This window comes from Thermogutta hypogea (assembly GCF_055386265.1).
Genome location: NZ_AP042425.1, coordinates 4,148,452 through 4,160,071, shown reverse-complemented (window position 1 = coordinate 4,160,071; position 11,620 = coordinate 4,148,452). Strand labels below are relative to the sequence as shown.

Sequence of the window (11,620 nt, the reverse complement as noted above, 5' to 3'; positions counted from 1 at the left end):
GGCGTAAGCCGGCCCCTGAGCCACCAGCGTTAGCTGGTGGTGGGGTTTTGACAACACGTGTCGCCATGCCTGAAGTTGCCCCGGCGTATCCCGGCGCCGCAGCGCCGAATCCACGTTGGAATATGGGGGAGTGATTGCACGCCGGCGTGAAAAAAGCCCGCCCTGAGGGTATCCCTCAAGGCGGGCCGACCATGATTGCGAGTACGCCGAACACCCGACCGCTACGCTACGATCCGAACGATGCCGCGCGGCGGCGGACCGCCGGAACCTCACGAATCGCAGCAGACGTCAACGCGGGCGGCTCGGTGAGGCAGATGGTGCTTGCGAACGGGTACCGTGACCGTCACCGGAACCCGCTTGACGACGGTGACCGGAACCTGCTTTTCCACCACGCAGGGGACCATCACCGTGCACTTCTTCACGCACGGCTCGACCACCCGCTTGCAAACAGTGACTTGAACCGGCCGTACCACCTTCTTCGGCACGCAGACCGTATACTGGCACTGCTTGACGCACTCCTGCTTTTCCCAGCGGCAAACCTTGACCTGGCAGGTCCGCTTTTCGGGAACATACGTCACGCGGGTGTACTCGCAAGGCTCCTCTACCCATTGCGGACGCAGGCAGGTGACCTCCACCTCCTTGATCACCGGCTTGGAAACCCAAACCTTGCAGGTGGCCGCCGGCGGGGCGCAGGCGTCGGGCGTGGGCGGGCAGCAAGCCGTCACCACGCGGCGGTGATGATGACCGCGCACCGTGCATCCCGGCGTGCACGGACGTTCCTCCCAGCCGCCTTCATCGACGCAGATCTTCCGCGTCTCTTTGACGGGGACCATCTTGCAGACTTTGCGGGTGCCTTGCACCTTCTCGCATTTCGGCACCATCACGGTGTATTCCCGCGTGACCGTCTCCCACACCGGCTTGCAAACCGTGTAGCGAACTTCTCTGGTGCGGGTTTCCGTGGTCCACTCGATGCATTCCTTTTCCACCGTGGTCGTCTCAGGGACCAGCTTCACCACGTGGACCGTGTACTCCTTTTCCTGCGGCACGTATTGTACGCAACGCACGGTCCGCATTTCGGTGCAGACTTGCCGTGTCCAAACCGTCTTTTGGACGCAAGGCACGACCGGTTTGCAGGCTGGGGCACACGCCGGGACGCATGCGGGGGCGCAGGCATCCTGCGCCGAAGCGCCGGCAAACGGCAGCAGCAGCCAGGCCGCGGCCGCCCAAAGTAACACGCTACGCTGGGTCATGACATCCTCCTCCTTCTAAGGAATTCCACGAAAACCCGGCGACGTTTTCCGGGCCGAAAACGTCACCCACCACGGAACCGATCCCCCCCAATTCAGATTGCGTTCGTGGGAAGAACGCAATTGACCGAGCCGAAAGCGGCGGGGCGACTTGCGGGACCCATGCCCCATCGCTTCCTCGGTCGACATTCAAGACGGCGTAAAGCTTCGCCAATCAGAAAGGCTTGCCCTGTTTTCGTAAAGTATGATAGGCCTGGTCTCAGGGCCTGTCAAGAAGGCGGCACGACGAATTGATGCGGATGCTTCCCAGCGGGGGGAGTCGCCCGCAGAACGCCTAACGACGGCATCCTCGCCCCGGCCCGTCGCCGGACGAATGCACGCAATTCGCCGTGAAAAAACGTTGGCAATTCGCCGTGAAAAGGGGAGCGGGTGCTACGGCAGGAAGCCCACCGCTTGCAGCCGGCCCAAGATCCCGGACCACAGGCCGCCCGTTTCGCTGCCGAAGGTCCCGATCGCACCCAGGGCCGTGAGCAGGATCAAGCCCAGCATGACGGCGTACTCGACCGTCGTGGCGGCGTCTTCTTCAAGGGTGAGTTTGCGTGCCGATACCAGAAAGCCTGCGGGGAACGCTGACAAAGACATGGTGCGAATTCCTGTTCGGCGAGGAAGGACGCCCTCGCCCGCCGTCCGCCGCGGCGTCAGCCGATCACGGCAAGCGGCGATCGCGTCTCGCCTCGCAACATCGTCTCGGGCGGTCCGCCCGCGACGTCGGAAAACAATCGGAGCGAATATCGTTGAAAGTGCAACGCTTCCGCGACCCGGCCGGAGCGCGTCCGCCGGGACGCCGTTCCAACAGCATCAAAACCTTTTCTCAGCCTTGGGGCGTCGTTGGGATTAGCCGCGCGTTGCGCGCACGACGCCGATTGCGGAACCCTCTCCGGCTGTTTGAGAGAGAGTCCCTCATCCAAACTCTAGGTCATAGGGGGCACGAGTCAAATGCGGCGAACCGGGGCGGCCCCATTGCGGCTCGACGCACGTCGCCGAGCGGCATGAGGTCCGCTTTTGACGGCAGCCCGATCAGCGGAGGAGGGAACGATCGGCGTCGGCGGCGGGGAGCCTTCCGCGTGGCGGCGAGGTTTGCGCCAGGCGGACTTGCGATTCCAGGGTCGCCGCCCGCGCCGCCAGCTCCGGTTGGCGCGGATTGAATTGCAGCGACTGTTGATAGCTGATCAGCGCCAGCTCCCGTTCGCCCGAGAGTTCACGGAGGTGGCCCAGGGCGTTCATGGCGCGGACGTTGCGCGGTTCGACCGCCAGGGCCTCGGTAAGGTAGCGCCGGGCCGAGGCCAGGTCGCCCGATTCCTCGTACAAACGCGCCAATTCGATGCGCGGCTCGGCGAGGTCGGGTCGCCGCAGCATCCAGTCTTGCAGCAGTTGGAAGGCCTCGCCCGATCTCCCCTCACGGACCAAAAGCACGGCCAACCCGCGATGGCCCGCCGTATGGTCCGGCGACTTGCTCAGGCACAAGCGGTAGTATTGTTCGGCTTTGGGGAATTCTTCCGGGCGGTGATAAATCTCGCCCATACGGTGATAGACCGCCGCGATGTTGTAGTACGCATCGGCGTCGTTGGGATCGTAAATTAGGGCTTGGCCGAACTGTTGCAGGGCCTCTTGATAACGGGACTGCTGGTAGAGCCGCACCCCCTGGGCGTTGAGCGAGGACGCACTGATCCCGGCGCAACCGGACAGGCACGCGGCGATCGCAGCGCAAACGGCCCAGACGCAAACGGCTCGGCCGACCGCCGCGCCGCGGGCATTTCGGCTCGATCTCAGATCATATCCGGCCACCGCCATGCTCCCCGGGGGTTCGTACCAAGACGGACCATCCGGCCGAAACCGCGCCCCGCACCCCGACTCCGGCGCGTGCCGCCGTCGCGGGCGGGCGAATCATCCCATCGGGGCCGCGATTCGCGACCACCACCAGAGGGCGGAAGCGTACCGAATGCCGCTCCCCGGAGCAAGGGCGAATTGCTTGAGCGAAACGGGAAATGTCACCCGCGCGGGAGCCCCCCGAAGTCGCGCCGCGACGCCCACCTCTCGAAGACCGCCGATAAACTTTGCGGGCTGGGGTGAGTGTCCGGAGCCGCTGCCCGCCTTTCCGCGGAAATGGGCCTTTTTTCTCGATGAAACGCGGGTTTTCCCGTTCACAAAGATTCACCCGCGCCGCCGATTCCAGCCGAATCAACAAAATGGAAAGCTCCACGCCGATCGAGCGATTGCCCCGCATCACCTCGATTCGCGGCGAGGCGGCAGGGAGGTCCGTCCCGCCCGCTTTCGTTCCGGGGTCTTGTCCGGGGAGGCGAACGTCGCGTGGAGGGGTGCCCGGTTCGCGCTGCGGCACAACGTAGGAGACTCAGGGATTTCAAGAAAGGATTCGATCGATGCGGCTGTCACATGTTCGGATTGCGGTCGGCGTGTCGGCCCTTCTGCTGGTCACGGCGGGCTGGACGGGTCTCGCCGCGGCGCAAGCCCCTTGCCCGAACTGCCCGCCCGGCGGCATTCGCGCCGCCGCCGCGGACAATCACCGCGTAGGCGATTTGTTCCCCAGCTATTGGGCGCCCATGGCGCCGGGCAATCTTTCGGCCCCCTTGTACGTTGCGCCGGTCCCCTCGCCGCCGTACGTCGGTCATACCTGGGTGACGTACCAGCCGCTTTACCCGCACGAGTTCTTGCACAAGCACATGAAGGTGTATTGGCGGCAGAACCCGCAGGGCGGTTGGACGCGGACCGTCGTGGGTTGGTATTGATGCGATCGCCCGATCGGTCGTTTTTCTGATCGCGGTTCCGTCGTGATGGGACGCGGAAGATCGACCGCTGTTGCAAAGCCGCGCGGAGCGGCGGAGCGAAGGCGCTCCGCGAAGACGGCACAAGGAATCCCGCTGAAAGCAAAAGGATCGTCCGAATGAAAGCAAAAGCCGGTATTACGTTGTTGGCGATGGTCGTCTTGAGCCTGAGCGCGACGGCGGCTTGGGCAGGAGAGAACACGTTCTTCGGCGCCCGGGCACAGCGCCGCGCCGCCGGTGCCCCGTGGCACATGGGTTACGCCAACGCCGCGTGGGGAGCGCCGATTGCGGTCGTCGTGCCGCCCACCGCCGAGTTCCAAACGCACTGGGGCTGGGGAGTGGGCAATACGCGGGTCAATACCATCGACCACCAGTTCAGCCGCAATTGGCCCGGCCCGGCCCAAGGCGGACGCCCCATCTTCCGCGGTGCGCCGTCTTGGCCCACCGACACCGACCAATTCGGCTACAACTACGTCCGCGGCCCCTGGTGAGGGCGGACACCGGCGCATGCGATGCGATCGTCCGTCTCGGGCTGCCGCCCGCGGCTCTCGCTCAGGCGTTGCGCACGGCGCTGTTCACACGGATGCTGGTCACACCGACGCATTGCGGATCGCGTCTTCGACCTGCATCCGCTGCCCGACCCGCCGGCGAATCCGGTGATGCGGCCTCTCAGCACAGTTTCTCAATTAAAAGTATGAGCCGCCGGCGTGTGTCGGCGGTGTTTTTTTGATCGCACATCCGAGCCGCCGGCGAGCCTCACCCCGCGGGGTATTGCCGGCAATATTCATACAGGGCCATGGCCGTCGCCGTGGCTACGTTGTGTGCGTGCGGCAGCCCGTAGACGGGAATCTCCACTACCGCGTCGAGCAATCGCAGAATCTCTTCTTCGATGCCGAGGCGTTCGTGGCCGATCACCAGAACGCACCGCCGCGGAAAAGCGAACTCGTAGATGCACCGCGAATCGGACGTCTGCTCCAATCCGATCAGCGGATAACCTTCCGCCTTGAACCGCTTGAGCACCGGCGGGAGCGTGCGATGGAACTCGATCGCCAACTCGGGGCCGGTATCGCGGGCGATCTCGGGCAGGATCCGGGCGTTGCCGCAGCAGATCAGCCGCCGCAGCCCGCAACAACCCGCCGTCCGAACGATGCGCGACAGGTTGACGTTGCTCTTCATGGGCGGGCAGGCGAGGATCAATTCCCGCGGGCGCTCCAGCGGAAATGCCGCGCGATGCCGCTCTTGCACAAACTCGCTCATCGATGGCGGATTCCCTCCCTGCGTCTGTGCGGGCCGGACGGCTCGGCCGAGTGCGCATCCGACTTACAGCGAGCGGAGGAATTCGCACAGATCGTGCAGTTCCTGGTCGGTCAACTTATCGACTTCGCCCGCCACGTCGCCGTGCCGACCTTCGCGAAAGACCTCTTCCAGCGTCAGATAGTGGCCGTCGTGCATGTAGGGCGCGGTCCGCCAGACCTCGATCAGCGACGGCGTGTCGAACTCCGAGACGCGGTCGTATTTGCCCTTAGAATTCACGTCGTGCTTGCGGAGATCGGTGTACAGCGGCTCGGGGTGGCAGTGAGCGCAATTCAGCCGGGAAGAGAAAAACAGCTCGCGTCCCCGCTCCGCCGCCTCGCTCAATTTCCCGTTCACCAAATAGGGACTGGGGATCGGCCGGAGCGACTTGAGATAGGCGTCGATGGCCGCGGCGTCCTCGTCGGGCCGGACCGCGAACTGGATGTGCCGGATGCCGGATCGCACGGCCGCCTCGGCGTCGGGACGGACGCCTTCCCACATCGACGGCGGCGTTTGATGGGCGAACAGCATGCTCTTGTTGTTCTTCGGCGTGCCGATGCCGTCGTTCAACAGGTCCCAATTTAATCCGTCCACGCGCCCATCGGGATGACAGGAGGCACAGCTTTGCCAGTGCTGGAAGCACAGCGCGGCGTCGTAGAAGAACATTTCCCCGCGGCGCTCCAAGGTCAGTTCGGGCTTGGGGCCCAGGTGGAGATACGCGATGCGGCGGTACTTCGAGGCCGCCGGATCGATCACCGCCAGCATGTTGCCGAAATAGACCGCCGTGTAGATCTTGCCGTCCACCACGCACAATCCCCGCGGTCCCTTGGGAACGTCGTCGATGGGCCGCTCCAGGTAGTCGTAGGGACCGGTGCCGTAGATCGGAAAGCGCTGCTTGATGCCGACCAGAAAGGAGAGGTCGTTGGGCACGTCGCCGGCGGTCAACGAGGTCTGCGAGCCGTCGTAACTGACGCCGGCGGGCGGTTCCTTGGGCAGCCCCGCCAGCTTGTCCAAAAGCGGCTGCCATTCCACCATGGTGACTTCATCGCTGGAGGCGTGGGAGACGTACACGCGGCCGTCGCCCGGCAAAACCACCCGCCACGGCAGGGCCGCCCCCAGGTCGATGTCGTCCAGCAGCACCGTATTGACCAAGGCGCGATTCTCCACGTCCACGATGGACAGGGCGTTGGTGTTCATCCAACCGCGTTCCAATTGGGTGGTCGGCATCTGATAGCGGGCCAGGATGTGGACCGCCGCCAAGTGTTTGCCGTCCGGCGTGATCTTCAGATCGTGCAGGTCCGTGGTGCCGTTGTTCAAGCGAATGCGGCCGCCCTCCAGCGTCTCGGCGTCGAACCACGAGATTTCCGCCGCGACGTCGAATTCATCGGCCCGATCCAGCGGCAGATAGTTGGCGACGAAGACCGTCTTGCCGTCCGGCGTGACGGCCGTGGCGATGGGCTCGCGGATGACGGCCGCGGTCCCGGTGATCTTTCCCGAGGCGAGGTCCACGACCGCCACACGGTTGAGAAAACGATGGCAGACGTACAGCTTGGTTTCATCCGGCGATAGGCTGGGGCCGCAGGGGAAATGCCCCAGCGCGATTTCGGCCGTGCGGTTGCCGGAGGCGGCATCGAGGATGACCGCCACGCCGTCGGTGATTCCGGCCGTCACGTAGAGCTTGCTTCCGTCGCGGCTGATGATCAGCCCCGAGGGCTCCGCCGGTACCGGAATCCAGCGGGCCACCGTGCCTTGGGCGCGGTCCACCACGGCGATCTTGGCCGCGTCGCGGCACAGAACGTACAGCGTGCCGCCGTCGGGAGAGGGAACGATCTCGGTCGGGCCGAGAAACTCCTGAGCCGAACAGAGGCCTGCCGGCGCGGCGCCGTCCGGCCGATCGGTCACCGTCCCAAGTGCCGCGACCGCTGCCGCGATCACGAATCGTCGGAGACGTGCGGCGCGATTCCCCTGAAGAACGGAACAAGGCTGAGGCATGGTCGCTCTCCCAAGTTGTGACACTTCCAGGCAGGACGTTCGCTCCCAATATAAATAGGCCGATATGCCGTGTCGATAAGCCGAAGCGGCCCGGACCGTGCGGGATCGGCGACCGGCTTACCGCATGGCCGCGAATTCTGTGACGGCCCGCTCGTCGGGAATGCCGTCGGGGTGCTCGACCTCGCCCGCGGCCCGCAGGGCGGCCGCCGCGGCCGCGAGTCGGATCCGTTCCGCGAGCGCGGTCCCCCTCGCCAAGAGCGCTGCATAGACCCCGTGAAAAACGTCGCCGCAGCCGGTGGTATCGCGCACCGTCGTGGGAAAGGCCGGTTGATGCCGTACCGCTTCGTCCTCGCCGCCCCGATAATCGCAGCCGTGCTCGCCGTGGGTGACGACGACGGCTTGCCGCCGTTCATTCCAGAAACGCCGAACGGCTTCGGCGGAATCGAGGCCGGGGTCCCGAAACCAGCGTCGGGCGAACCGCAAGCCTACCACCAAGTGATCGACGAGGGGGAGGATCTCGGCCAGCAGCGGCCCGGAATCACGCTCGAAATCGGCTATGACGGGTACGCCGGCTTCCGCCGCTGTTCGCACCGCGCGGAGCGTGCCGGGCAACCCGTGATGGTCGATCAGCAGCACCTTGCTCCTCCGGATGACGGCCGACGGAGGCGCGTCGTCGGCCGGCCCCGGCTCTCCCGTGCGATACGCCAGCACGGTTCGGGAATGCCGGACGAGATCGACCAGCACGGTGGAATGGACCACGCCGCCGCCCGGCCAGGCCGTGGCGTAGCGCAAGTCGATGCCCTCCGCCCTCAGACGTTCGCCAATGAAACGACACAGCTCGTCGTCGCCGAACCACCCGGCGTAGGCGCAGCGGGCGCCGAAGCGCGCGGCCGCCAAGAGGGCCGTCCCCGCCAGGCCCCCGCATCGCCGCACCCGACAAGTCACGGTGATCTTATCGTCCGGCTCGGGGAAATGTTCCAGATAGAGCACGTCATCGACGGCCAGGCTGCCGAGGGCCAACACGTCGAAGGCGGCCCGATCGCCCTCCTCTGCCGGCCATTCTTGCGTCGCGCGGGACGAAGAGCTGCCGCCGTTCATTCGCTCACGTCCCGGAGTTCGGCCTGCGTCACCTGGAACGGCGTGAGGACCGTGGCGAAAAAGATGCGTCGCGGGCTGCCGATGCCGAATTCCCGCGGCAGCGAGAGGCGAGACAAATCGCCCCGGTATTCAATGACGGGCACGCCGTTGGCCGCGACCGTGATCGCCTCCAGCCGCACTTGGCAGACGACGGAGTTGGGGCGAGACGCGCGAAATACCTGGACGGGTTGGAGGGTGGGGTTGGCGGGGTCCGGGCCTTTGCCGTCGTAGTTGGCCAGGAAGGCGTAGGTCGTATTGGTGGTGGCTTGGAACCAATCCAGGACGGCCACGGCGGAGGAACGGCCGAGCGGCAGCCCGATCATGAACGCCCCTTGCCCGGCCGCCGGCGGCGGGTTCGACTGCCCCCGAAGCCGCGGCGGCGCCGGCCGCGGCAGCGGTTGAAGTTCCAGGACGATGTCGTATTCCTCCGCGGGCAAGACCTGAAAGGCGATCCAGGGGAGAGGCTCGGGGGAGGAGACGAGCACTCCCTTAGCCGCTTGCCACGTTCCAAAAAACGCGGCTTTCCGCGCGGTCGCGGCGGCAATCAGATTGACCATGCGTCCGCTTTCCGCCAAACGTTGGCGTACGCGCGCCAGTTGGTCTCCGGAATGAAACCTCTCAGTTTTGAGATACCAGTAGCCGGCCCGGCGACGGACGGCCGCCTTGTCAGCCTCCTCCAGCGACTCGGCAAAGGCCCACCAATCATCGGCCACGCGCAGTTGCGCCGTGGGGGAGGTCGGCGTCGCCAGGTCGTTCCGCGCGGCGGAGCGCAAGACGGCGTGTTCGGCCTTGGCCAGATAGGGCAGGCCGGTCTTCCAATCCTGCTTGACCAGGGCGTAGAACCGCCCGACGGTCTCGTTGGCGGCCGGATCGTCGCCGTTGCTTTGCACCGCGGCCAGCGCCTCTTGGATCGCCCGATAGGCCGCGGCCAGCGCTTGAGCTCGCTCGCTCGCCTGTTTGAAGGCGTCGCGGAGGACCGGATCCCGCGCCTCTTGCGCCATGCCCTCCCCGATCTCGGCCAGCGCTCGGGCGGCCTCGTAGCGGTCCTCGCGAATTGCCGATCGCACCAGGCTTTGCAGCACGGTCAGGGCCGGTTCCCTCGCGATTGCGAGCTTGCTCTTGCGGACCTCTCCCAGCGTCTCGACGTGGACATCCCAGACATCGCGTTGGAATTCGGCCGCGATGCTCTCGCCGATTTGAACCGCCAGGAAGGGGTTCCCGGCACTGACGGCCAGGTTCCGCGCCTCCGTCCGCAAGACGTAGCGGAGCGAGGCGTCGCCCTCTTGATCGGCCTCATTCATGAGGGTTCGGGCCAGCAGGGACCGCGTTTCCGGACGTTGGGCGTCCGCCAACTCCTTGCGATACCTTTGCTGGAAAACGTTTTGGGCCTGGGCTTGATCGGCGTAGGTGGGGACCGGACGGCGGGCGTCCGCAGCGACTACCGGTGCTTGCGAGGGCGGCGGTTCAGGACCGGCCGCTCCCGCCAACTCCTCGGGCGAAAGCTCGGTCAGTTCACCGTTTAGACCGTGCCGGCCCAAAGTCGGTAGGCTGTTGCAGACCCGCAGCAGTTCCGCATCATAGCCGACCGCGATCTCCGGCTGGGCCCTGCCGGAGTTCGGCAGGCAAGTAAGACGGTTTTCCGCACCCAGATCGGAGCCTTTCAGCGTCCAAACGATGCGGTGATCTCCCGGCTTTACACCCAACACGGCACTAGGCGGATCTCCGTCGCGGAAAATGCGAAGTGGCAACGGACTGCCGTCGAACGAGAGTTGCATGCCGCCGGTGGCGAAAAGCGGGGACGTGGCGGCCAGTTGCACCCCGACGAACGCGGGAAGATCCTTTCCACCGATGCGGAGGATGCCTTCGAGGCGAACTTCCAGCTCGGCCTTTTCCAGACCGTAACGGGCGAGGAGTCGGTCGATCTCAGCTTGGCCGAAGACATCTCCCGGCGTATACCGCAGCACGACGCCCAAGTCTTCGCCCCCCACGCTGATCCGTCCCAACATACCGGGGAGCAACTCTGCGGCGGCCTGGGGAGCGGCATCCGGGCTGGGACTGACGCCGGGGCTTGTCAGAGGAGGCGTCCCCCCCGGTGCGCCCGGAAGGCTCGCGGGGGGAGCAGCGGCTGGCGAAGGCGGGGCGGACGAAGGTGAGCCGGTCGCCGGTGTCCCTGCGGCACTCGGCGGGTTTGCGGTCCCCCGCGGATCGACCGGCATGTTGCCCGCGCCCGACTCGCTCGGCTCGGACCAACTGGGGATGACGCCCGCGCTGGGTACCGGCACATCCTGCCGGGCAAAATCGTCGGCGGCAGGGCGCTCGTCCCGCGAGGCATCTCCCAATTGGGCCGGCCGCTGCGGTAGGGAGTCCAAGACCAGGTACGCTCCCGCCGCAATCAAGATCAACGTGGCGACGCCGGCCGCCGCGCCGGGGTGGTTCCAGAAATAGAGGACCGTCCGCCACGGCAGGGTGAGCCATGAGACGGTTTTGGTCGAGGATCGCGTCTCGCCAACCGTCGGCGTCAAGCTCCATCGCTCGATGCCCGCGCCGTCCGCACGGCCTTCGAGCGGAGAGGGCATGCTTCGCGGCGTGCCCGGGGAAGTCGGGGCGGGGGTTGAGGCTTGGCCGGCCTTGAGGTGACGCAGCACTTCGTCGTAGGTCGCCCGCGTCGCGGGATTCAACAGCGTCGCCCGTGCTTGCGCGACCTCGCGCAGGATTCGGCGGACCGTTTCGCCGTGCGGCCCCGTCTCCATCTGCCGCAAGAACGCCGTTTGGCGTTCGGCGGCCTGCTCGATCACGTCCGGGTCACGTTCAAAGAGCGGAATCCCCAGCAAGCGGTAGTGGTCGGGCGGTTGTTCCCCGGGCGGGATTCCCAGCCAGACGTGGTAGGCGTCGAACGGCCGCGTCATCCGACCTCTCCTGGACACGCTTGCCCGAGGCGCGGGCACCGACGCGCTCAACCTCAGCCTGCCGAGCAACATCTCCTCGGCGGCCGGTGCGTCCCGAAGCCGCACGCCGAAAACTCTGTTCCGTAACCGCGGGTGGAAAGAGATTGGGGATGAAAACGAATGGACTCTCAGATCTGCTTTCAGTTTACCTCCCCCGCCCGATGCA

At 65.8% G+C, this 11,620-nt stretch carries 9 protein-coding genes; 2 read left to right on the top strand and 7 right to left on the bottom strand.

Annotation, left to right across the window (positions count from 1 at the left end):
• Positions 1–269: 269 nt before the first annotated feature.
• The 3 genes from ACZ5B4_RS14955 to ACZ5B4_RS14945 form a co-directional block, all read right to left on the bottom strand.
• A complete protein-coding gene (locus tag ACZ5B4_RS14955; protein ID WP_464912034.1) occupies positions 270–1,250 on the bottom strand; it encodes a hypothetical protein in 981 nt (326 codons plus the stop codon).
• 429 nt (positions 1,251–1,679) lie between these two features.
• Entirely contained in the window at positions 1,680–1,889 is a 210-nt protein-coding gene (locus tag ACZ5B4_RS14950) for a Flp family type IVb pilin (RefSeq protein WP_464912033.1), read from the bottom strand.
• Positions 1,890–2,324: 435 nt separating this feature from the next.
• Complete coding sequence (locus ACZ5B4_RS14945) at positions 2,325–3,092, bottom strand: tetratricopeptide repeat protein (RefSeq protein WP_464912032.1); 768 nt, start codon at positions 3,090–3,092, stop codon at positions 2,325–2,327.
• 593 nt (positions 3,093–3,685) lie between these two features.
• Between ACZ5B4_RS14945 and ACZ5B4_RS14940 the strand changes: the two genes are divergently transcribed.
• Both ACZ5B4_RS14940 and ACZ5B4_RS14935 read left to right on the top strand, forming a co-directional pair.
• Complete coding sequence (locus ACZ5B4_RS14940; protein WP_464912031.1) at positions 3,686–4,051, top strand: hypothetical protein; 366 nt, start codon at positions 3,686–3,688, stop codon at positions 4,049–4,051.
• A gap of 155 nt (positions 4,052–4,206) precedes the next feature.
• Entirely contained in the window at positions 4,207–4,578 is a 372-nt protein-coding gene (locus ACZ5B4_RS14935) for a hypothetical protein (protein ID WP_464912030.1), read from the top strand.
• Positions 4,579–4,843: 265 nt separating this feature from the next.
• On the opposite strand, the gene ACZ5B4_RS14930 is transcribed toward ACZ5B4_RS14935, so the two are convergent.
• From ACZ5B4_RS14930 to ACZ5B4_RS14915, 4 genes are all read right to left on the bottom strand, one after another.
• A complete protein-coding gene (locus tag ACZ5B4_RS14930) occupies positions 4,844–5,344 on the bottom strand; it encodes a TrmH family RNA methyltransferase (protein WP_464912029.1) in 501 nt (166 codons plus the stop codon).
• A gap of 63 nt (positions 5,345–5,407) precedes the next feature.
• Positions 5,408–7,372, bottom strand: a complete 1,965-nt coding sequence (locus ACZ5B4_RS14925; RefSeq protein WP_464912028.1) for a hypothetical protein — start codon at positions 7,370–7,372, stop codon at positions 5,408–5,410.
• Between the two features lie 117 nt (positions 7,373–7,489).
• The gene (locus tag ACZ5B4_RS14920) at positions 7,490–8,470 is read right to left on the bottom strand and encodes a PfkB family carbohydrate kinase (protein ID WP_464912027.1); all 981 of its coding nucleotides are present in this window, start codon (positions 8,468–8,470) and stop codon (positions 7,490–7,492) included.
• Positions 8,467–11,415: a hypothetical protein gene (locus ACZ5B4_RS14915; protein WP_464912026.1), complete on the bottom strand. Its 2,949-nt coding sequence runs from the start codon at positions 11,413–11,415 to the stop codon at positions 8,467–8,469. The genes ACZ5B4_RS14920 and ACZ5B4_RS14915 overlap by 4 nt, the downstream gene beginning before the upstream one ends.
• Between the last annotated feature and the right edge of the window lie 205 nt (positions 11,416–11,620).